The sequence below is a fragment of the Echinicola salinicaeni genome (assembly GCF_014280965.1).
Classification (GTDB): Bacteria; Bacteroidota; Bacteroidia; order Cytophagales; family Cyclobacteriaceae; genus Echinicola; species Echinicola salinicaeni.
In genome coordinates this window covers 239771-262487 of the sequence record NZ_JACODZ010000007.1, presented here as the reverse complement: position 1 = coordinate 262487, position 22717 = coordinate 239771, and the positions used below count along the sequence as shown (strand labels likewise).

Sequence of the window (22717 nt, the reverse complement as noted above, 5' to 3'; positions counted from 1 at the left end):
AATATCGTTTCTTTGGACTTTTGTGTTCTCACTGAAAGAATATCTTAATTACGAAAAAACTACTGGTGTCTTTGAGGATATATAGATATAGTTTTTGTTATCTGCTTAATTCCTAAATGTATATCCGCAATTTTACCAGTAAAGATTAAAAGTGAATCGAAACAACTTTTTTGATTAAAGTATCAGCTGCTTCAGTTTTCCGACCACTTGAGCAAAGGATTTATGGTTACTGGCATCATAGTGGATAATCAGAAATTCCTATTTCGGATTGATCATAAGCAAGATTTATCCGAGTTTTAATTTTTTTCGCCGTCCATATGGTGATTCAAGGATGGATAAGTTCAAATCAGGAACTTAATGCACTTAGGTTTTTTGAGAAAGAGTGATTTAAAATAGCTGTTTAAAGGAGGTTTTTATTTGCAAGGAAGCTGTTCTAGGCATCTGGAGCATGATTTTTAACTTTATTAAAAATAAATCTAAATAAATATTGCGTGATAAACCGTTGTGATATACTTTTGTGTTCAATTAGATTAAGTCTAAATAAGATCAAAAGGTTTAAAAAGAGCCTCCGATTTTTTTAAGGGCAAAATGAGATAAGAATTTTCATTAGAATCAAGTTTAGCATCAATACAGATAACATGGAAAAGTCTTTACTTTTATCGAATATTCAATATCGGATAGGGATTTTATTGATCTTATGTGGGCTTTCTGCTTTCTGTCAGGATCTTCAGGCAGCAACATTAAAAGGAAGGATATTCGATGCAAATTCCCGGCCTGTACCCGGAGCGATTGTAAGAATAATGGATAGTCCTCTGACTGCTATTTCCTCTCTAGACGGAACGTATGAAATTCTTAATGTTCCTGAAGGGAATCTTGAACTTCAACTTTCATGTATGGGCTATCAGGCTCATTCAAAGAGGGTGTTTGTGGAGCGGGGAGATGAGGTTGTTCATTTGGACTTTTCCTTAGCCGAGTCCACTACTGATTTGGATGGTGTCATAGTAGAAGGTCAGTCGGTAAAGACTGAAATAGAAACTAAGGGATTTGCTGTGGAGGTGGTGGAAACCGAAAAGGCTGCCTTACAATCTGTTCAAACCAACGATTTGCTTAATAGAACAGCAGGGGTCCGTGTCCGACAGAATGGAGGGCTAGGCTCGAGGGTGAATTATAACCTTAACGGCATGACAGGTGGTTCTGTTCGCATCTTTATAGATGGTCTGCCGATCTCTACCTATGGACCTTCTTTCGGTTTGAATAGTATTCCTCCAGCTCTCATCGATCGCATTGAAATTTATAAGGGGGTGATACCTGCGCAACTTGCTGATGATGCATTGGGTGGTGCTATCAATGTCATCCTTAAAAAAGGAGCGGTCAATAATGTATCGGCTTCTGTTTCTTATGGATCTTTTAATACCTTCCAGAATAACCTCAATGCAGTTTACAGGGATGAATCTACTGGACTTACTGCAAAAATCTCTGCCTTTCACAACTATTCTGATAATGACTATGAGGTTTGGGGAAAATTTGTCAGGAATATTTTACCCAATGGGAGGTATGATTATGTACGTGCAAGAAGGTTCAATGATAGCTATAGGTCTTTAGGGGGAAAAATCGATCTTGGATTTACGAATGTGAAATGGGCAGATCAATTTTTTATCAGCTATACAGGATCGGATGATTATAATGAAATACAGCATGGTACTTATATGTCCATCCCTTATGAAGGCCGCTACACTACTTCTCAGTCAAATGTTTTTGGACTTAATTATTTGAAGGAAGATTTATTTACCGATGGATTGGAGTTTTCATTCAACGGCTCTTTCAGCAAGCGGGCGCAGGTGGTGACTGATACCGTAAAGTGGAATTATAATTGGTTTGGTGAAAGGAGCCTAGGGAAATATGGTGAACCTATTTTACGACCAGAAGGTGCCCAGCAGGGAGCTCCTACCATCAACCATATCGATAGGAATGTGAGTACTTTCCGGGCAAGTGCCAATTATGATATCAATCAGCATCATAAGCTCATTCTATCCCAATCGTATTTCAATATTGATAGGTATGATCAAGATATGATGCGAAGTGCAGTGGAGCGTGAGTTTATTGGTACTAGGGATCTACAAAAGTACATCACTTCCCTAGGTTATGAATTTAATCTTATCCAGTATAGGTTGAAGGGAAATCTCTTTGGTAAATATTATGTGCAGGGGATCGATAGGATGGATCCTTTATTGCAAGAAGGAGAGCGTGTAGAAGATCGGGTTTCCAGTAAAAGAAATACCAAAGGTTATGGTATGGCTTATTCATTCAAGCTATCCAATAACTTGCTGTTACTGGCCTCTGCGGAAAAGGCCGTAAGGATGCCTTCCGAAGGAGAAATCTTTGGTAGTCCTGGTGAAAATATTGTAGAGAATCTCAGTATTAGGCCTGAAATAAGCAATAATCTCAATCTTGGTTTTAAGCTTGGGGCTTATGAGCGTAATGAACATGAGTTTTCCTTTTCTGCTACGGGTTTTGTCAGAGATACTAGAGATAAAATCACTCGTGAGATCAATGATAGGATCAATGATGCCGTGCAGACAGCTCCCTTTGTCAACCTAGGAAGGACCAAGGCTATCGGTTTTGAGGGGCAGGCCAACTACACTTATAAAAAGACCTTGCTGGCCACTTTAAATTTTTCCAAGTTCAATTCGGTATTTAATACAAAATATGATCCTAATGGAAATGTGTATGAGAAATATCACCAACAAGTTCCCAACGAACCATATTTTGCGGTAAATAGCTCCCTTGAATATAATTTCAAAGATTTGTTCCAAAAGGGATCCGCATTACGACTGTCGCATTATTTCAGTTTTGTGGAGAGGTTTTACACCACTTGGTTGGAAATAGAGGACTTTAGGACTCCACGCCAGTATGTTCACGACTTTGGGGCTACTTACATCCTTCCGAATAAACGGCTTTCGATCAGTGCAGACTGTAGAAATATATTTGATAAGCAGGTTTACGACAATTTTGCAGTGCAAAAACCAGGGCGTGCATTCTATCTAAAAATCAATTATTCAATCAATAATTTCTAATAAATTTTTAACCAATTATATAACGATAAGATGTTTAATTATAGCAGTTTAAGATCAAGAATTCTTCAGTTTGGACTTGCGGTGACTGTGTTGTCCATGGCCAGCTGTAATAATGAGGATGATATAACTCCAGATACTGGGTTAGAGGCGGATCGCTGGGTGACTATCGCAGGAGCTCTTATGGGAGATAACCCTGGTGATGGCAATGGTGGGACCAAGATTTTTGCGGTAAGCTATGAGGATGCGGTCAATCCTGAAAAGGAAATTGATGTATTTGATAATGGTACTCCAGTCAAGTCTAATCGTACGGCCAGACTACAGGTGTCTGAGGATGGAGGTACCATGTTCAATATCGCTTATGGAGGAGAAAATGGCGGTGAATATTCCAGGTTTAAAGTAGGTGGAGGCAGCAGCTATATAGAGGAAGATGTACCGGTAAATATCTCCCAATATGCAGGAACGGCTCCAAGATGGAGTAAATTGTTTAACGGTGACAAGAATGGGATTGCCGTAAATGTAGCCAATATTGCTGCAAACAATGCAACCGATGAAACTGTACCGTTTCAATACTATAGAGGAACAGCTACTGTATTGGACTTGAACCTGCAGGAAAACCTTATAGAGGATTATAAGGATTATGAGTTGCCATTGACCGCTGAGGAAGAGTTGGCCGGCCACTGCATTTTTAGACTGGATGCCCCTGTGCTCAACCAAGCTGGTGATAAATTATTGATTGGTACCTGGATGCGTAAATATAATCCTGCTACAGGAGACAGGGAAAGCGACTGGGAGAGATTGGGAACTAAGACTGTAGTGGTGGATTACCCCTCCTTGGAAAACCCAACAATCATTACATCCACTCAAGCGAATGGTGACTGTTCTGGATATAGAAGTAATGTGAATCATCTTGCTGAAGACGGATATATCTACCAAGCTACCAATAGAGATACCAATGGTTCTCATATCCTAAGAATTACTCCTGATAACGAATATGACAATAATTTCTCCATCAGTCTTGATGAGGCCCTTGGTCTGACAGATGTTTATGTGGATGCTTGGAAATATGTGAATAATGGAATCGGCTATGCTGTGATCCGTTATGGAGATGACAATCAGGGATACCTAGTTCGAATTGATCTAAACCAACAAACTGCATCATTGGTGGATGGTATTCCAAATGATCCGGATGTAAGGTTTAACCAATATCAAGGATTCCTTGTTAGTGGAGATGACCTTTTGGTAGCAGTAGCTCCTTTGGGTAAAGATGGTAATGTTTATGTACTTCACAGCCAGACTGGAGAAGTATCTGTAGGTGCTAAATTGATCAATAAACCAGGAAACCACTTTATAGGCGTATTTTAGAAATAAGCTCAGTGCACTGATATTGCCCCTGTACCATCTAATGTTGGCACAGGGGCCTTATGGATTTAAAGGTAATGTGGAAAGGGCTACGGTTTTTTCATGATCCATGCAGCTTGTTTTGTTTAGAAAGGGCCTTTAGGAAGTGCCGATAGTAATATTCTAATCCAGACTCTAACGATTATTAAATTGAAGAAGATGAAGACTAAAAAGAAAAAGACCAATTGGCAAAAGGTCAGGAAGTTTTTTAATGATATTCACCTTTGGGTAGGCCTGGCGGGTGCTTTGGTACTGATCCCAATTTGTTTATCCGGAACCATTTATGTTTATAATACTGAATTGCAGGAAATGTTCAGTTCTCATCTGCACTGGATCGATAAACAAGATGGGGAAGAGAAGATGCCTGTAGAAGATCTTCTTCAGCGTTTATCTAGTAGGGTAGAAGGGAATATTACCAGTGTTTCCATTCCCCATGCCGAAGAGCGGACCTACAAGTTTTCAGTTAGAGAAGAAGGTAGTCGCAGCCGGTTTGGAACGACATATTATTTGAATCCATATAGTGGGGAGATAGTAGGGGATTCTAAAGAAAAAAATGCGATAGCCGGGTTTATGCGGGATATGTTCAGTCTGCACAGATGGTTATTGTTGGATAAAATAGAAGAGCCAATTTTCGAAGGGCTAGAAAATAGAAAGTTGGGAAGTTATATCTCAGGAACAGCTACTATATTGTTTACAATAGGATTGATTACTGGAATAGTGATTTGGTTCCCACAAAAGTTGAAAAGCTGGAAACAAGGTTTAAAGTTGAAGTTGAATGGTAGCTGGAAGCGAGCCAACCACGATTTGCATAATACATTGGCCTTCTATTCTTTTTTGTTTTTGTTGATCATGGGTTTGACAGGTCCGCAATGGTCTTTCCCTTGGTACAGGACAGCTTTACAAAAAACCTTGGGTACTTATCAGGAGCGTGGCGCTAGAGGAGGTCATGGTGGTCCGCCACAAGCCAGTAAGAGAGATGAGGTTGAAGAAAAAGAAGCTGAAACTCTGTCATTTTTGACATTTGAGGAATATATCAAAGTTGCGGATGAAAATCTTCCTTATGACGGAGAATACCGTATCAGTATTCCTCAGGATACAGATTATCAGATAAACATTTCAAAAAGTAAAGTGGGCTTTTTTGCTCCCGCAGCAGGAGACAATATTAGTTTGGACATTGAAACAGCAGAAGTCAGTGATTTGAAGATTTTTGCAGACCAGCCATTTAACCAAAGGGTGGCCAGGTCAATAAAGGCCCTCCATATTGGTTCCGTTTATGGTGGTTTTAGCAAATTGCTTTATTTTATTTCCTGTTTGATTGCCACAAGTTTGCCAATCACTGGAACATTAATTTGGATCAATAAGATGAAGAAAAAGCCTGCTAAGAAAAAGAGGATTGAAAAGAGAGAGGTAAGTGTGGCATCCTAGATGATACGAGTGAAAGTATAGAGTAGAATCATGACAATAGAAAACACAAAAACACCAATTAACCTATTATTAGTAATTGGTGTTTTTGTGTTTTCTGGAAGCTTTACAAGCAATATTTTTCAATCATCATCGCCACCCCATCATCTGTGTTTTTGGCTGTGATTTCATTGGCCACAGCTTTGACTTCTTCTCTGGCATTGCCAACCGCTACGCCATGACCAACCGCCTTTAGCATTTCTATATCATTATAGTTGTCACCAAAGGCCATTACTTCTGACATCTTGATATCATATTTCTCATTAAGCAATAGTGCTAAGGCACTGGCTTTTGAAATGGCTTTTGGAGCAATTTCAATATAGGTGTCTTTAGAGCGGTACAGGTGCAAGTCCTCGTTTTTTTCATTTTCAAGGGCATTGAAAATAGTGTCAATTTGCTCTGCAGGTCCCATACACATGACTTTATGCGCCCCGGCTTGCTTGTCAGTCCAATGGGTTTTGACTTCTTCCCAGCCCTTAATTACTGGATTTACCTTGGTACTGGTAATTTCCCTTTGGGTCCAAAAATCATCTTGTGGCACATACCATTCGTCTTCATGGTAAAGACTAATATGGATGTCTGTTCCTTTTGCCAAGACATTGATGTGGTCCACTATGTCCAAAGATATCTTTACGGAGTCTAATAGCTCGAAATTCTCTTCTTTTCCATCAAAATGAATGATATAGCCCCCATTATAGCAAATCATAGGGTTTTGAAGTCTGTCAAGATCAGCCTGTAAGTGGCGCATGGCACTGGGCATTCTTGAAGAGGCGAGAATAATGGGAAAATCTTCGGGTAGTTGTTTTATGGCCGATATGGTCCTCTCGGAAATTTCTCTGTTTTTATTGAGAAAGGTACCGTCTATATCTGTGCAAAGGGCTTTAATATTCATTTAGCTGTATTGTGGAAATATGAATGTAAAGGTACTTATGCCAACAATGGCTACCAGCAAAATTACAAAAGCTATTCCGATTGCCCATAAAATTAATGCTGCTTTGGCATAATTGGCTTTGCTAATAGGCGTGCTTTTATCAAATGCCCAGACAATAAGCATGATAAAACCTAAAAATGGGATGCCTGAAACAATAAGGGTGATGATCCAATCTCCAGTGGAGACAGGAATCTGTGGTCTTTGGTGGTAGTTAAATTGCTGCATATTATTTATCAGATAATTGGTGTGAAGAATCTTTGATGATAGTATATTAAAAGTAAGGTATAGCCCTTTGAGATGAGGCGTAATTAGAAAAGTCCCCTATTAATTGTATTTTTACTTTTGATGAAGCAATTGCTTATTTATTCCTCTGAAAGGCTGGCCACTTCAAATAGGTAACTACTTTGGTAGAGGGTTTGAGGCGGAATGTCTTCAGAAGTTTTTATGATAAAGATTTCTATTTTCTTATAGTCTTGACTTTCTGTTGCTTCTATATAGGTCTTGGCACACTTCCGAGCGATATTGGCCTCGTTTTCATATAATTCTGGCAACTGCCCATTATAGAGTTTCAATTCAATTTTACTTTGCTCTTCGCTCAGGTCTTTTTGAAAATTGGCCTCAATTCGGTTGAAATGCCCAATGGCCATTACCTCACCTTGTCCCTTGAACATACTGGATTTGGCGATTAGCTCAATGAGTGCTTCGGGATTGCAACTGCAGCCAGAAAGGAAGTAGGCCAAGAATAAAATTAAAAAACTGAACTTATTCATATTAAAAACTGATGGTGTTGTTCAAGGTAAAAATAGCAGTATTTTTAGACTATTGAAATAATTATCATCATTAGGTGAATCGCCTATTATTGGGGATATTTAAATTTTGGAATCAAAATTCAAGAATGGCAATTCTAAGACCTGTAGAATTAAAAAGTTTTTTGCTTGGTCAGTATTTTGCTGATGGCGTAAAGATGACCATGGGGGTGTTACTTCCTGCTTTGGTCTTTTCCTTGATGGGTGATTTTAGGACGGGGATTTCTATTTCATTGGGAGCCTTTTTTGTGAGCCTTTCAGACAGTACTGGTCCTGAAGAGCATAGAAGGACTGGTATGCTGGCAAGTTGTGGCTTCGTGTTTTTAGCAGCCTTGATCACAGGAATTTTAAATGTTAATGTATTTTTATTGGCAATAGAGATCTTGGTCTTATGCTTCTTTTTTGCCATGTTTTCGGTATATGGGCTAAGGGCTTCATCCGTTGGGTCGGGTGCTTTATTGGCGATGGCCATTTCCATAGATTCTCAAAAAACGGAAGCTGCTTTTTGGATTTATGCATTACTGGTACTGTCAGGAGGTATTTGGTACATGGTTTTGAGTCTGTCCATTATGCAGATCAGGCCCTATAGGGTGGCTCAGCAGGCATTGGGAGAGTGTGTTTTACAGATTGCCCACTATTTGAAATTAAAGGCCAATTTTTATGATACCACCGTAGATGTATCCAAAAACTATCAGGATTTAGCCAGCTCCCAAGTTCAGGTGCATGAGCATCAGGAAAGCGTGAGACAGATGCTTTATAAAACCAGGATTAGGGTGGGGGATTCCATTAAGTCAGGTCAGCTGTTGATTGTGATTTTTGTGGATACCTTGGATATTTTTGAGCAAATGATGTCTTCGCATTACGAGTACAAAAGTTTAAGGGAGATATACGGTAAGTATGGGGTGCTAAAGGAAATTGGTTTGGGCATAAAGCTGATAAGTGATCAGTTGTCGGACTTGGGCTATGCCCTGATAAATAATGAAAAGCCCATAAAAATGTCCTCCAAAACAGTCATCCTTGACAGGCTAAAGAACCAAATTGAAGATTTGGAAAGACAAGGAGTGAAATGCTTGATGCTGCGTAAGATCCAAGCCAACTTAAGATCTATTAGTAGAAGGGTGGATGATATCTTTAATTATTTTTATAAAGAAGAACTGACTTTTATTTCCCAAACCAGGGAGGAGAACCTGTCCAAGTTTGTAGGACACCAAAGTTTCTCATTCAAGTTGATCAGGGATAATCTCACTTTTGAGTCCAATGTTTTCAGGCATGCATTGAGATTGTCAGTGACCTGTTTGGTTGGTTTTTTGATCTCGCTGCAGCTGTCTTTGGGCCAACATAGTTACTGGGTGGTATTGACCATCTTGGTGATTTTAAGACCGGGTTTTAGTTTGACCAAGAGAAGAAATGCCCAAAGGATTATTGGTACTTTGATAGGTGGGGTTTCTGGCGTTATGATTTTGTATTTGGTGCAGGATTATACGGCCCGTTTTGTGATTTTGGTAATATTGATGGTGCTGGCCTATTCCTTTTTAAGAATCAAATATGTGCTCAGTGTGGTCTTTATGACGCCTTTCATTTTTATTGTCTATGGTTTTTTATACCCAGATGCCAATATCCTTATTGCCCGTGAGCGGATTATTGATACCGTTGTTGGTTCTGGTCTGGCTTATTTGGCCAGTAATTTCTTTTTCCCAAGTTGGGAGTATGGAGGTTTCAGGCATTTGATGAAAGAGGTGGTGAAAGCTGATTTGGAATACCTTGCGCAGGTAATTAAGCGTTTGGACGTGGAACAGTTTGATGAGCTTGCTTATAGGTTGGCCAGAAAAAGAATGTACCTACAATCAGCCAATTTATCAGCAGCATTTCAAAGGATGTTGGATGAGCCAAAGAGCAAACAAAAACAGAAAGACTCCCTGCATCAATTTGTAGTACTCAATCATATTTTGTCTTCCTATTTTTCTACGCTTTCCACGAGCTTGATAAGGTCAGACATGGTTTTGTCCTCTCATGATCAGGGTGTATTGATCAAAAGGGCAAGGAATTACCTCTTAAGGAGCTTGGAGCATTTTGGTGAGCAAGGTTATAAGGTTGACTTTTCTGTTTTGGATCGTTCGGATAGCTTGCTGGTTTCAAGAGCGGAAGCAGAAGATGAGTTGCTGAGTGAGCAATTAAACTTGATCAAAAAAACTTGTAAGGATATTGAACGGTTAAGCCGGAAGCTAGCTGCTTGATAATTTGTCCTTTTGTTTGTTCATTAGGTTTGAATGTCATCAGCAAGATAGGAGGACATTGAAATATAAGCTTTTGTTTTTGGGTGCTTCCATGAAAAATCTGGATATTTATTATGGGCATAAATTGAAATAATTCTGAAAGCAGGAATTTTAAAAAGTATATTTTTAGGCCAGTATTTTACAGATGGTGTAAGGGTGACACTAGGCATGATGCTGCCTTTTTTGGTTTTCTACCTTAAAGGACATTATGTGTTGGGCGTTTATGTAGCGTTGGGAGCCCTTATGGTTAGTTTGGCCGATAGTACAGGGCCGAGAGCTTACAGGCGTAATGGGATGCTGGCTAGTTGTGCCAGTATCTTTCTCAGTGCCTTAGTTACTGTGTCTTTGAATACAAATGTATATCTGCAGGCTATTCAGGTACCTTTGTTTTGCTTTTTGTTTTCTATTATTACCGTCTATGGTGTTAGGGCCTCAGCGGTTGGATTGGCAGGTTTATTGGTAATGGCCATTTCCATGGGGGCCATCAGTACTGGGTCAAGCAGCCTTAAGTTTGCGTTTTTTATTCTGGTAGGGGGATTATGGTATACTTTGTTCAGTCTCTTTATTTCTCAGGTAAGGCCTTTTAGGCTTGCACAGCAGGCTTTGGGAGAATGTGTACTACAAATTTCCAAGTATCTAACCGTCAGGTCCAGGTATTATTTTCCAAGCGAAAATGTAGCACAAAACAATAGTCAGTTGGCCAAATTGCAAGTTTCTGTGATTGAGCATCAGGAGACGGTTAGGGAAATTTTGTTTAAATCAAGGGTAAAGATGGAAGATTCCATAAAACCTGAGCAATTATTAATTATAATATTTGTAGATACCCTTGATATTTTTGATCAAATGATTTCTTCTCATTATGAGTATGATAAACTGAGGGAGGATTACGGGCGGCTAGGGATTTTGGAAGAATTTGGACATGTTATCCGAATGGTGGCTAATGAATTGTCACAATTGGGGTATGCATTGATCAATAATGAAAAACCCAAGAAACATGGCGTTCGGCAAGCGGCACTTGAGCAATTGAAGGAACAAATAGATAGGCTGAGCGCTAAGGGCACCAAAACATTGGTCCTTAATAGGATCTTTGCTAACCTAAGGGCAATAAGTAATAGGTTAGACGATATCCAGAATTATTTTTATGAAGAGCAATTGACTTTTATTCCCAAGACATGGGAAGAGAGTCTGTCCAAATTTGTTGGGGATCAAAGTTTTTCGTTGAAGTTGATCAGGGATAATTTGAGTTTGGAGGCTCCTGCTTTTCGGCACGCTTTGCGTTTGTCTGCCGCAGGGTTTGTAGGCTTTCTTATATCACAAATTCCCCTGCTGGGAAAAAACAGCTATTGGGTAATTCTGGGTATTCTATTGATCATGCGACCTGGCTTTAGCCTGACTAAAAAGCGGAGTCTAAATCAAATAATAGGAACCTTCGTTGGGGGAGTTTCTGGAGTGTTGATTTTGTATTTTGTAGAAGATATTACCATTAGGATGGTTATCATAGTGGTGTTGATGATCCTGGTCAATTCCTTTATTCGTATTCGGTATTTTTGGAGTGTGGTGTTTATTACACCTTTTATATTTATTGTTTTTGGTTTTTTGTACCCAGGAAATGATTTGGATGTGGCTAGGGAAAGGATAGTGGATATCGCCTTGGCCTCGGGTATTTCATTTGTATTTATAAAGTATTTTTTGCCCACTTGGGAATATGGAGGAATGAAAACTTTGATGAAGGGCAGCCTGCAAGCTGACCTGGTATATTTATCCCAGATTATTAATAGTCTAAATTCTGAAATATTTAACGAACTTGATTATCGTCTTGCAAGGAAGCGGATGTTTATGCAGACAGCTAAACTTTCAGCAGCATTTCAAAGAATGTTAGATGAACCGAAAAGTCAACAAAAGAACAATGAGGTCATGCAGCAATTGGTTGTACTCAATAATACCTTGTCCTCTTATTTTTCTTCTTTGTCCCATAGTTTGATTGAAGCTAAATTGGAACTGACATCTGCTACGCAGCTGGTGTTGATCAAAAGGGCTAGGAATTATCTTTTGAGAAGTTTGGAGCATTTGGGAGAATCAGGATTTAAAGTGGACTTCTCTGTACTTGATAATACAGAAGATTTGCTTGGTCCTGTTGAAGGCATTGAAGACCAGCTCTTGACTGAGCAATTGAACTTGATTAAAAAGACATGTAAGGACATAGAGCGTTTGAGTAGAAATCTCTGAATGACATGGGCTTTCAAAAATAGATTTACTTATTTAAAAGGCTTTGTTACCATTGGTCATCAAAATACCCCAAAGATAAGTACCTTCCTTTTGGGCTAATTGGGAAAGTAGGAAATTATAAGATGAAATAATCAACCAAGATAACTATGAAATTATTTGCTACAGTAATTGGACTGTTTTTGATGAACTTGTTGCCTCAGAGTTTAATGGCCCAAGAAAAGACAAAGTTTGCGATGGTAGGTCTTTCGCATGGCCATAGCCTTTGGTTTTTTGAATGGGGAAAGCAGGAAGGAATGGAGCTAGTGGGCGTGTACGAGCCAGATGCAGCATTGGCCAATCGTTTCAAGGAGCGATATGATTTGGATGGCTCATTGATTTATGATGATCTGGATAAAATGTTAGCGGACAAGAAGCCGGACGGGATATTGGTTTTTGGTCCTATTTTTTATCATTTGGAAGCTGTAGAGGCGGCAGCTCCCCGTGGCATTCACGTGATGGTAGAAAAGCCCTTGTCTACAAATTTGAAAGATGCCAAAAGAATGGCCGCTTTGGCAAGGGAAAATAAAATTCACTTACTTACCAATTACGAGACTTCTTGGTACCCTAGCACTGAAAAAACCTACAGGCTTTTTGAGCAAGATAATGGTCAGTTGGGAGGGATTCGTAAAATGGTCTTTCATCATGGTCATCAAGGCCCTAAGGAGATCGGGGTTGGGCCAGAATTTTTAAACTGGCTTACTGATCCAAAATTGAACGGTGGAGGGGCTTTGGTAGATTTTGGTTGTTATGGGGCCAATATCATGACTTATTTGAAGCATGGAGAGAAACCGTTATCTGTGCGGGCTGTAACCAAAAACTATAAGCCGGAGATTTATGATAAGGTAGATGATGAAGCCACTATAATTGTAGATTATAAAGATGCCCAAGGGATTATTCAGGCTTCGTGGAACTGGCCGTTCAATAGGAAGGATATGGAGGTATATGGACAATCAGGATATGTGATTACCAAAGATGATGAGCATATGCGTTGGCGATTTGCCGGTCAACAGGAAGTGGAATCAGAGGTGAAAGCAGAAGCGCTTGATTTGATCAGTAACCCATTTGTTTATTTTGATAATGTGATCAAAGGGAATATTGAACCGGCACCTTACAGTTTGTATAGTCTAGAGAATAACCTAATGGTGGTAGAAATTTTGGAAGCGGCCAAAGAGTCAGCAGCAACAGGGAGGACGGTTAGATTGGAATAAATATGTTTTGATTTCAGTGGTGAGCGATTCTACATTTTTTGTTATTTCTGTTTTTTTTAAGAAATAATGGTTAAGTTATAATAGCTGATTACCAAATTATATTTCTGACTTTAGCTGAAATGTTATGGATTGCTCTTCTGTTTATTCTAAAATAATCAGTTTCCTCAATCGTGGATTCCCATATTTACTTATATGGATCTTATCATTTTCAGCTTGTAAAGAATCTTCAAAACCGGCTGAAGAAAGCGTTGAAGCCATAGAAGAAGTGCTTGAGGTTCCAGAAGAAAAGGTGGATGAGCAAGTTTCTGAAGGAATAAATGAAGAAAAAGGGACAGGAGGGGATTTAGAATATGTCATTCAGCCGGAAATAATTGAGGGAGTTGGTGATAATGGGGAACTTATCGGGGTTCCAATGCCCGTAATCGTTGAAGATGGGGATTCGATAGTAATGCCACAAACTCCATTAGAGGACTTTAAGGCTGTGTTGGAGGTGGAAAAGGAGATAAAGCTTCATCAGAATGCGAGTATGATCGTTTGGATTGGAGATAAAAGCACGGAGTATGTCACAGATACTGGGTCTGCTACAGATATGGAAGTATTTCCGGCAAGGATTGGACAATATGCGAAAGTAAAGCCAATTGCACCCGATTTTGAGATTGTACCCAGTGAAACAGGCTGTATCAAAATAGATCCTAGTGGCTCGAAAGTACAGTTTACCCTAAAAGCGATAGAAGAGGGAACTTTTGAGGTCAGTGCTGAAATACAGCTTTATGATAATCCAAACTGTGAGGGTACTCCAGTTCCTAAAACTACAGAGCATTTGAGTGTAAGAGTGGAGGTGGATAAGGATTACCGCTGGAAAAGTAGGTTCAATAAATTGGGGGAAATATTTTGGGATAAGTTTTTTTCCTTTTGGGGAGCCCTTGTGGCTTTGATCTTAGGTTTTCTGATCTACATAGTGCGTAAATTTCTTAAGAAAAATACAGGTTATGAAGGAAGGGAATAGCCTTAATTACCTATTTCTTTTAATAGGAAGGTAATTAAGAATGTGTCAGTTTTTATTAATGAATTCAGAGAAACAAAGACATTAATATTATTAAGGGTTGATTTAATGGGTTGATATTTAATGTTTTGATAAGTGTTTAGAATTGGTTTGAAGCTGTTGCACATTGTTTTTTGAACATGAAAAACAGGGGGGATTAGGGCAATAAATACTCAAAATATATTAATAAAGTTTAAGGTGAAATTTTATAGGTCAATGAATGGAGATACTTTTTGTATTTTACACAAGCGTTATTTGAAGTACATTCTTTTTATTTGTTTTTTTTTGATTCATGGTGGAATTCTGGCCAGGCAGGTAAATGTGTTGGAATTAAGGTGTGATTATCTGGAAAACCCACAAGGTATAGATAATGAAAAGCCTAGGTTTTCCTGGGTTTTAGCTTCCAAGGATCGGGGGACTTTTCAGGAATCGTACAGGATTATTGTAGATGAGCAATTAAAAAATATCAAAGAGAAAATAGGGGAGTCATGGGATTCTGGTCAAATTTCCTCAGATAGAAGTGTTAATATTGATTATGCCGGAAGACAATTTAAAAGCAATACGACCTATTATTGGCGAGCGAGTGTAATCACAGATCAAGGCAAAGAGTATTGGAGTGAGCCTGCCTCCTTTCACACAGCAATACTGAAGCAAGAGGAGTGGCTAGGGGAATGGATAACTACCCAAGAAGAGATTGTCAATGAGGCGCCAATTTTCCGTAAGTCTTTTCATCTTGACAAAAAAATAAAGGATGCACATGTTTTTGTTACAGCCCTTGGGTTTTATGAGCTATACCTTAACGGTGATAAGGTAGGTGATCATGTGCTAGACCCAGCTATTACTGATTATAGAAAGCGTATCCTATATTCTACTTTCGATGTGAAAAACAATTTGGAAAGTGGCGAAAATGTTTTTGGCATTATGCTCGGGAATGGGGCGTATAATATGAGGAAAACTCAAGGACGCTATAGCTGGGGGAGCGGAGGTGAATCGATGGGGAATCCGGCTTTTATGATGCAATTGCATTTGGAGTATGAAGACGGTAGTCAGGAAGTGGTCTTCACGGATGAATCATGGAAGTATACCAAGGGGCCTATTACTTTTAATAATATTTATGGCGGAGAGGATTATGATGCGACCAAGGAAATTTCAGGATGGTCATCACCTGGGATGACAAATGAGCAGGACTGGTTAAATGCAAAGCTATCTACAGTTTCGAGAGGGAAGCTGGTGTCCCAAGCTTTGCCTCCCATAAAAGTTACAGAAACCTTAATCCCTATTAAAACCATTCATTCTGAAAATGGTATTTATTTATTTGATTTAGGACAGAATATTGCAGGCTGGTGGCAGGTAAAGGTAATTGGCAGAGAAGGACAAACCATAAGGGTTAGAGGTGCTGAGACCCTGAACGAAGCCCTGTTCCCTAAACCATTGGAGGAAGGAGATCGCTTAAGTGAAAAATTTGATTATCATTCAAAAACGTGGACTGATTATACCCTGAAAGGGGGAGAGGAAGAAGTTTTTGAGCCCCATTTTTTCTATTCAGGATTTCGATACATAGAGGTCAGCACCCATGATAGTTTGGACTTAGAGGAAATACAAGTAAATGGACGTGTAGTAAGGTCTGCTGTAGATCGAAATGGTGTGTTTGTGTCTTCAGATTCATTATTAAATGATATTTATCAAGCAGGTATATGGTCACAGAAAGGAAATATTATAGGTTACCCTACAGACTGTCCACACAGGGAGAAAGGTGGTTATAACGGGGATGGGCAGGTGATCGCAGAGACCTCTATTCATGATTTTGAGATGGCCCCATTTTATTATAAATGGTTAAGGGATATGCGTGATGCACAAGAAAAAAATGGAAGGATACCTAATACCTCGCCTACTTTAGTAGGGGGCATGGGGGGAGGTATTGCTTGGGGAAGTGCTTATATTCTAATTCCTTATTGGATGAATCATTATTATGATGATAAGAGGATTTTGGAAGAACATTATCCAAGTATGAAGAAATATCTTCAGTATTTGGTCAATTTGGCACGAACAGATAAGGTTCCTGAAGAGGAGTTTATTATAAATGACTTTATGAGTTACTGGTATTCTTTAGGGGAATGGTGCTCTCCAGGAAGGCAAGATGGTCCAAACCACCCTGTAGTAAATACTTTTTATTATTACTATAATGCTAAACTAATGGCTGACATTGCATTGGTTCTTGGGAAAGAGGGGGATGCCAGGTATTTTAACTCATTGAGTGATACTATTAAAATGGAATTCAATAAGAAGTTTTTTAATACTGAGACCTTTTTATATGGTACAGATTCAATCTATCAGACTTATCAGTTATTGGCTTTGGCAGGAGGCATAGTACCAGAGAATATGGAGGAAAGAGTACTAAAGACAGTCGTAGATGATGTTTTAGCACGTGAAAATCATTTGAATACAGGAATTATAGGGACAAAATATTTATGGCCGATTCTGGAAAATGGGAAGCAGTCCAATTTGGCTTATAAAGTAGCCACGCAAAAATCCTATCCAAGTTTTGGGTATTGGTTAGAAAATAACTCGACCACTTTATTGGAGAAATTTAACGGGGAAAACTCCCATAATCACCAAATGTTTGGTTCCGTAGTAGAATATTTTTACAAGTACTTGGCGGGGATAAGGTCTCCACTGGAAAAAGGTACTACAAAGGGGTACCGTCAGATTTATCTTGCTCCCTCCATACCTGAAGGTTTGGAGTTTGTAAATGTAACATTGGAAACGGTTTCTGGAAAAATAGTTTCTCATTGGAAAAAAACAGCATTTTCCTTTACCTATTTGGTTGAATTACCTGCTAATACACGTGGTAAAGTAGCTATCCCGGTTTCAGGGAAAAAGATCCATAAGCTCAAAGAGGGGGATGCAGTAGTGTGGGAAAACGGTAGATTTAAAGCAGGTGTGGATGGAATTATAGCTATAGAAAGAGAAGGAGATTATCTTATGATTGAAATACTTTCAGGTAAATATGATTTTCAGCTTGATTATTCTCAGGCTAATTGATCTTTTATGAAGATGCCATTGTATCTGATTGCAAGTTTACGATTCCCGGCAGTGGGTGTCCAAATCTATAGAAAGGCTGGTTTTTGTGTTTCCAAAGCTTACTAAAAATCCTATTGCTCTATCTCTTGTTTAGATAGGTAGTTGATTATAATTAAAAAGGGTGCTTGTCAGTATAAGCTTACAAGCACCCTTTTATTATTTAACAGATAAGTAAAACAGGGATTTAATTATTTCTGTCCCACCATACTTTTACATTGATTTCATCTCCTCCCATTCGGGTTACAGCTTCTTGGTAATTTTGGAAATTACTATTGGCTTCATTGATAGGGTAATAAAACCTGGAAGGCATTTCACCTTCATTTAACATAGAAGCAGTAGTAGGGAGATTGGGAAGTCCAGTCCTTCGCTGCTCAAACCATGACTGATAGTCTGTGAAGAATAAATCATAATATTTTTGGAGTAAAATACGTTCTAAGCTACCGTCATAGGCTGCATGTGGATTGTCGAAATATCCTTCGGGTACTTCTTGGCTCCACATTTCAATGGCTGCTCTTACACCGTTTTCATAATGTGACCGGGCATCATCTATATATCCTCTTTGGGCCATTTCGGCTTTAATAAATTCTACTTCCGCGTAACTCATGATTGGGATGATGAGTGGTGCTTCTGCTAAACTTCTTTTCACTCCTGAGGCGGTTGCGATACTGTCTGGTAAGGGGTTTTCTACAAAGTCTGTTGGTTGGCCAATATAGCCATAATCTTCACTTTCCAATCCCCTGGCCTTACTGGCAAATACTCCAATTCGTGGGTCTTCAAAATTTTTCAAGTTATCGATAAAAAATTCCGTGTAATATCTAAATACGCCAAAGTCCTGGGGTCGATCCCATGGAGAAAGTGTAGGGGCTATTCCATCTAAATGAAGGACCGCCGCCTCATCGCCTGAATCGAATACAGGATAAGATTCAGGATTGTTGACCATTTCGGTGATTTTATCAAAAGCTCTCGTTTCTGGACGATTTGATATCCTGAGTAACAGTCTTAAATGGAGTGAGTTGGTGAACTTTCTCCATTTCTGCACATTATTTTGGTACAAAATATCACTCACATAGGGCATGCCTTGTTCGGCGTCGTAGATGCTGTTGGCGTATTCCAAGTCTGTCAAAAGTTGTGCGTAGATGTCTTCCTGAGGTGAAAATTCAGGATACCATACATCTTCCTCCGCTTGGAGGGCGCTAGCCATTGGAATATCTCCAAAACAATCTGTCAATACGGAATATGCATAGGCTTTTAGCGTTAAGGCAATAGCTTCATAATTGGGAAGCGCATCCCTTACTGCTGCTTCTCTCATTTCCTCAATATTACTGAGGTTGGTATAATAATTATTCCATGTAGAAGCCCCGATGTTCTGGTCGAAATCATAAAAGAAGGGTGAGTTATTAAAATCATCGGTTTGTAGGAACATTTGCATCAGCGGAGCGGTATTACTGCGCATTTGTTTGGCATTTTGACTGGCCAAGCTATAGAGTACGGGATTTAATGTACTTCCCGCAGTGATTTTACTTAAGTTGTTAGGGTCTGTATTTGTCTCTTCAAAATCTTTTGAACATGCGCCTGCCCAGATGCAAAAGGAGGCTACAAATAAAGGATATATGTATTTTTTCATGACTGTAGTTTTATTGGTTGATTAAAATCCGATGACGACATTTACACCATATTCATTAGGTACTGGCATTTGGCCAACTTCCACACCGGGGTGCATATTGGTGCCTCCTGCAAAACCGGCAACCTCAGGATCATAAATAGGGAAGTCCGAGATGACGGCTAAATTTCTGCCATAGACCGAAAGTCTCATTTCGTTTAGTGGTGTTTTTGAAAGGAGTTTCTCAGAAAAGTCATAGGAAAGGGTCACTTCCCTCAACTTTATAAATGATGCATCAAAGGAATTTGCTTCTGTATTGGCCAGTGGATACATCAGGTTATAGTAGTTGGCGATGGAGATAGCCTTGGTGTTAGGAGAATAGGTGCCATCACCATTGTCCACTACGCCTTTGCCGACTAGCTCTCCTTCTTCCCTTCCCACTAGGGTGTGTTTTAATTTGCCTTGTTGTGTAAGTTTGTGGTGGGTGTGTGAGTAAATGGTTCCGCCGTATTTTGCATCTATTACGGCATTGATGCGGAAATTTTTATACTGGAAGGAGTTGATGAAGCCTGCGACCCACTTGGGTTGCGTATCTCCGATATAGATAATGTCATCTGTCATTTCTGGAGCGCCATTTTCATTGAAAATGATCTCACCTTGAGGACTTCTTTTGTAACCTCTACCATAAAGAGCAGCCGGAGAACCTCCCTCTACAGCTACCAGTTTAGCACCAGAGGAGCTCAGCATTTCGAACCTTCCACCTTCGGCATTTTCATGAAGAGACAATACAGTTCCTTTGTTCTTTGCCCAGGTCAAGGTGGTGTTCCACTTAAATTCCTTGTTCTTTACAGGAGTACCATTGAGCATGACCTCAATTCCCCGGTTGCGTACTTCACCGGCATTGATGGTTACGCTTCGGTAACCGGATGAATAAGGAAGTGGCGCATTGAATATTTGGTTTTTACTGTTGTTCTGGTACACTGCCACATCCAGTTTTAGCCTGCTTTGGAACATCCTGAAGTCAATTCCCAATTCTTTACTCGTGGTAATTTCTGGCTTAAAATCCGTGTTGTACAAAGAAGTCGGTGCCAAGGCCGATCCGGGGAAGTCAGAGCGTCGATAGTATTTGTCTGTGCTATAGCGATTGCCATATTTTCCAGCTCCACCTACTTGGGCTATGGAAGCCCTAAATTTCGCAAAAGTAATATTCCTTGGCATATCGAAGATTTCATTCAGGATGATGCCGGAACTTGCAGATGGGAAGAAATAGGACTGATTATGTTTGGGTAAGATACTGTTCCAGTCATTACGTCCAGTTAGGTCAAGGAAGACTTTGTCCTGCCAGCCCAAGGTGACCATTCCATATAAACTGTTTACTTTGTTATAGCCATCAAATTTGCTAGTGAATAGTTGAGAACCGTTTACCAGATTATATTCTCCAGGGATCTCAAGCCCTTCAGCCCAAGAATCTTGACGGAGGTAGCGATAGTCCATTCTGTTGCCACCAAAATTGGCAGAGACTTCCCAATCATTAAAAGTGTCGGTATAGCTTAGTAAAAAGTCAGTATTTACTTCTTGTTTGAACACATTTGTTTTGCGATAATAACCTCGTGCATATCGGTTGATATCATATGGTCTTTCTTGATCCATGTTTTTGTCATACATGTTCAGGGCGCCACGGAGCATTAGTTTAACCTTGGGATGTAGTTCGATATCCATTTTTAAGTTCCCAGTGATCGCATATTGGGCAAGGCTGTTTTGGATCTCGTATACCATGGCATAAGGGTTGTCAATATAACTACTATACGGCCTGATCATATCTACTTGCTCTTGTCCTTTTTTCCAGATGGGCTCATACCAAGCGAGGTCCACATTGGGGTTTTGGAAAATCATAAAATAAGCAATGGAGTGGTTGTTGTATCCTTGCCCGGGAAGATTGTCGCTGTTGCGGTTTCTGTAGTCCACTACCGAGCTAAGCTTAATATGATCGGTAACTTGGTAGTTTCCATTGACGGAGAGTGATAGTTGTTCAAATCCTGTATTGGGCATAATCCAGTCGTTCTTTGAATGGGTGATTGAACCTCGCATAGAACCTTTTTCATCACCACCTTGGATGGATACATTGGTGGTCTGTGTTACGCCAGTTTTCCAAAAATCCTTTCGGTTATTTTCGTAAGGTCTCCATAATTGTCTTTCAGGAGACTGTCCTTCGACAGTAGGGTCATATTGATAGTAATATTGTCCATCAAACTTAGGCCCAAAGGCACTACTACTTCCTCCTGTACTATTGCCGTCTTCAGATGCACCGTAAGTGTAATAAAGTCGGTCATTGTAGGGGACAGGATTGCCATTTTCATCGGTTGCCGGTTTTAAGTATCCTCCTTTTCCACTGCCTTGGCCATATTCATATTGCCAATCTGGCCATCTTTGGATATTGTCGAATTTAGTGTTACTGCTGACGGTTACTCCTAGTCCTTTCTGGCCTTTTCCAGATTTGGTGGTAATGATGACAGCACCATTTGCGGCTTGATAGCCATAAAGCGCTGAAGCTGCAGGACCTTTTAGTACCGAAACACTCTCAATATCATCTGGGTTTAAATCAGAAATGGCATTACCATAATCTATAGGCGTATCATTGCTGGCACTTCCGCCCATATAGCCATTGGAAGGCCCTGAGCCTGGATGTTCATTTTGGATAGGTACCCCGTCAATTACAATCAGCGCACCATTATTGCCTGGGTCAAGCGAGCTGTTGCCTCTAAGGATGATCTGTTGAGAACCTACAGGACCGCCTAATCCATTGATTTGTAGGCCGGGGACTTTGCCGCGTAAAGCTTCAGACCAGTTGTTAGGGCGGGCATCGGTAAGCTGTCTGGAGTCAATGGTTTGCTGGGCGTAGCCAAGCTTCTTTTCTTCTCTCTCCATTCCTAAGGCGGTAACGACTACTTCATCCAGGGCATTGACATTTTCTTCTAGGGTGATCGTTATATTGCCGGCCTGAAGGACAGGAACTTCTTTTGTTTTGTATCCCAGATAGGAGACGATCAGCGTTATTGGGAAGGATTCAATTTCAAGGGTGAACTCACCGTTGATGCCACTGACTCCTCCCTTGGAAGTCCCTTTGATTAATAAGGTAACACCGGGGAGGGCTTCACCTTCATTATCTGTGACTTTTCCTTTTAGCGATTGTCTAGGAGATTCGGTAGGTAAAACAATGATTGTGTTATTGGTGGTTTCGAATGAAAGCCCTGTTTCATGACCGATTTGATGTAGGATTTCCGGCAGAGGTTCATTATTGAATTGGAAAGAAAACAAGGAGCCATCTTGGCTAACCTTTTCATCAAAAACAAAATAGAACTCTGTTTTGCGCTCGATTTCGGAAAGTACTTGGGTGATCTTGGCATCTTCCACGGAAAGAGATAATCGGACTTTTGAGAGTTTGCTTTCCACAGGTAGGGAGTAGGCTTGTGCTGCTATGAATAGCAGGCAGAGCAATAAAAGCCCCGATTGCCGAATCTGAGCAGTTAATGGTTGTAATGGTGTTTTCATTTTAATTGAAATTAAATTGGTTGCGTTTA

Annotated in this window: 13 protein-coding genes; 8 read left to right on the top strand and 5 right to left on the bottom strand. The window is 39.8% G+C overall.

The window, feature by feature from the left end; all coding sequences use genetic code 11:
- Positions 1-638 precede the first annotated feature (638 nt).
- The 3 genes from H7U17_RS15215 (at position 639) to H7U17_RS15205 (ending at position 5897) form a co-directional block, all read left to right on the top strand.
- Positions 639-3074 (top strand): TonB-dependent receptor, encoded by a 2436-nt coding sequence (locus H7U17_RS15215; RefSeq protein WP_186757604.1) that lies wholly within the window; start codon positions 639-641, stop codon positions 3072-3074.
- 30 nt (positions 3075-3104) lie between these two features.
- The gene (locus H7U17_RS15210; protein ID WP_186757603.1) at positions 3105-4436 is read left to right on the top strand and encodes a hypothetical protein; all 1332 of its coding nucleotides are present in this window, start codon (positions 3105-3107) and stop codon (positions 4434-4436) included.
- A 195-nt stretch (positions 4437-4631) separates the two neighbouring features.
- Complete coding sequence (locus H7U17_RS15205) at positions 4632-5897, top strand: PepSY-associated TM helix domain-containing protein (protein WP_186757602.1); 1266 nt, start codon at positions 4632-4634, stop codon at positions 5895-5897.
- A gap of 103 nt (positions 5898-6000) precedes the next feature.
- On the opposite strand, the gene H7U17_RS15200 is transcribed toward H7U17_RS15205, so the two are convergent.
- The 3 genes from H7U17_RS15200 to H7U17_RS15190 all read right to left on the bottom strand — a co-directional run bounded on the left by H7U17_RS15200 (position 6001) and on the right by H7U17_RS15190 (position 7634).
- Positions 6001-6825, bottom strand: coding sequence for a Cof-type HAD-IIB family hydrolase (locus tag H7U17_RS15200; RefSeq protein ID WP_186757601.1), 825 nt, complete (start codon positions 6823-6825; stop codon positions 6001-6003).
- A complete protein-coding gene (locus H7U17_RS15195; RefSeq protein WP_186757600.1) occupies positions 6826-7089 on the bottom strand; it encodes a hypothetical protein in 264 nt (87 codons plus the stop codon). It lies immediately after the preceding gene.
- Positions 7090-7226: 137 nt separating this feature from the next.
- A complete protein-coding gene (locus H7U17_RS15190) occupies positions 7227-7634 on the bottom strand; it encodes a hypothetical protein (protein ID WP_186757599.1) in 408 nt (135 codons plus the stop codon).
- Between the two features lie 125 nt (positions 7635-7759).
- On the opposite strand from H7U17_RS15190, the gene H7U17_RS15185 reads away from it, so the two are divergent.
- The 5 genes from H7U17_RS15185 (at position 7760) to H7U17_RS15165 (ending at position 17500) form a co-directional block, all read left to right on the top strand.
- On the top strand, positions 7760-9904 hold the full coding sequence (locus tag H7U17_RS15185) for an FUSC family membrane protein (RefSeq protein ID WP_186757598.1): 2145 nt from the start codon (positions 7760-7762) through the stop codon (positions 9902-9904).
- A gap of 207 nt (positions 9905-10111) precedes the next feature.
- A complete protein-coding gene (locus H7U17_RS15180; protein ID WP_186757597.1) occupies positions 10112-12169 on the top strand; it encodes an FUSC family membrane protein in 2058 nt (685 codons plus the stop codon).
- A gap of 146 nt (positions 12170-12315) precedes the next feature.
- Positions 12316-13416 carry a Gfo/Idh/MocA family protein gene (locus H7U17_RS15175; RefSeq protein WP_186757596.1) on the top strand — a complete coding sequence of 367 codons (1101 nt, stop codon included), beginning with the start codon at positions 12316-12318 and terminating at the stop codon, positions 13414-13416.
- 124 nt (positions 13417-13540) lie between these two features.
- Entirely contained in the window at positions 13541-14422 is an 882-nt protein-coding gene (locus H7U17_RS15170) for a hypothetical protein (protein ID WP_186757595.1), read from the top strand.
- 291 nt (positions 14423-14713) lie between these two features.
- Positions 14714-17500 carry a family 78 glycoside hydrolase catalytic domain gene (locus H7U17_RS15165; protein WP_186757594.1) on the top strand — a complete coding sequence of 929 codons (2787 nt, stop codon included), beginning with the start codon at positions 14714-14716 and terminating at the stop codon, positions 17498-17500.
- Positions 17501-17723: 223 nt separating this feature from the next.
- On the opposite strand, the gene H7U17_RS15160 is transcribed toward H7U17_RS15165, so the two are convergent.
- Both H7U17_RS15160 and H7U17_RS15155 read right to left on the bottom strand, forming a co-directional pair.
- Entirely contained in the window at positions 17724-19163 is a 1440-nt protein-coding gene (locus tag H7U17_RS15160) for a SusD/RagB family nutrient-binding outer membrane lipoprotein (protein WP_186757593.1), read from the bottom strand.
- Between the two features lie 21 nt (positions 19164-19184).
- On the bottom strand, positions 19185-22688 hold the full coding sequence (locus H7U17_RS15155) for a SusC/RagA family TonB-linked outer membrane protein (RefSeq protein WP_186757592.1): 3504 nt from the start codon (positions 22686-22688) through the stop codon (positions 19185-19187).
- Positions 22689-22717: the final 29 nt, after the last annotated feature.

Excerpts from the sequence above, each read along its gene's own strand:
- H7U17_RS15215 (WP_186757604.1), top strand. The coding sequence starts at position 639 with ATGGAAAAGTCTTTACTTTTATCGAATATTCAATATCGGATAGGGATT.
- H7U17_RS15190 (WP_186757599.1), bottom strand. The coding sequence starts at position 7,634 with ATGAATAAGTTCAGTTTTTTAATTTTATTCTTGGCCTACTTCCTTTCT.
- H7U17_RS15180 (WP_186757597.1), top strand. The coding sequence starts at position 10,112 with ATGATGCTGCCTTTTTTGGTTTTCTACCTTAAAGGACATTATGTGTTG.
- H7U17_RS15170 (WP_186757595.1), top strand. The coding sequence starts at position 13,541 with ATGGATTGCTCTTCTGTTTATTCTAAAATAATCAGTTTCCTCAATCGT.
- H7U17_RS15195 (WP_186757600.1), bottom strand. The coding sequence starts at position 7,089 with ATGCAGCAATTTAACTACCACCAAAGACCACAGATTCCTGTCTCCACT.
- H7U17_RS15160 (WP_186757593.1), bottom strand. The coding sequence starts at position 19,163 with ATGAAAAAATACATATATCCTTTATTTGTAGCCTCCTTTTGCATCTGG.
- H7U17_RS15200 (WP_186757601.1), bottom strand. The coding sequence starts at position 6,825 with ATGAATATTAAAGCCCTTTGCACAGATATAGACGGTACCTTTCTCAAT.
- H7U17_RS15210 (WP_186757603.1), top strand. The coding sequence starts at position 3,105 with ATGTTTAATTATAGCAGTTTAAGATCAAGAATTCTTCAGTTTGGACTT.
- H7U17_RS15185 (WP_186757598.1), top strand. The coding sequence starts at position 7,760 with ATGGCAATTCTAAGACCTGTAGAATTAAAAAGTTTTTTGCTTGGTCAG.
- H7U17_RS15175 (WP_186757596.1), top strand. The coding sequence starts at position 12,316 with ATGAAATTATTTGCTACAGTAATTGGACTGTTTTTGATGAACTTGTTG.
- H7U17_RS15205 (WP_186757602.1), top strand. The coding sequence starts at position 4,632 with ATGAAGACTAAAAAGAAAAAGACCAATTGGCAAAAGGTCAGGAAGTTT.
- H7U17_RS15155 (WP_186757592.1), bottom strand. The coding sequence starts at position 22,688 with ATGAAAACACCATTACAACCATTAACTGCTCAGATTCGGCAATCGGGG.